This is a genomic window from Desulfocastanea catecholica (genome assembly GCF_054657295.1).
In genome coordinates, this window is sequence record NZ_BAAHYZ010000212.1 from 1 (window position 1) to 207 (window position 207).

1 pseudogene is annotated in these 207 nt (G+C 50.7%); it reads left to right on the forward strand.

Annotated elements, in window-relative coordinates:
• Window positions 1-207, forward strand: a pseudogene (locus tag ACYQ8U_RS23555) (type II toxin-antitoxin system HipA family toxin); the annotation flags it as partial.

Genomic DNA, 207 nt, shown 5'->3' on the forward strand with positions numbered 1-207 from the left:
GATGGGCATGATAATTTTGGCTTGTTTCTGGACTCTTCTCCAGATCGCTGGGGCCGTGTTTTAATGCAACGCCGAGAGGCTCAACAAGCGAAAGCAGAAAAACGAAATGTGCGCCCGCTTCTTGAGTCAGACTATTTACTTGGCGTCTATGATGGCCATCGCATGGGGGCTTTACGCTTTCGCCTGGGCGATGATGAGCCGTTTTTG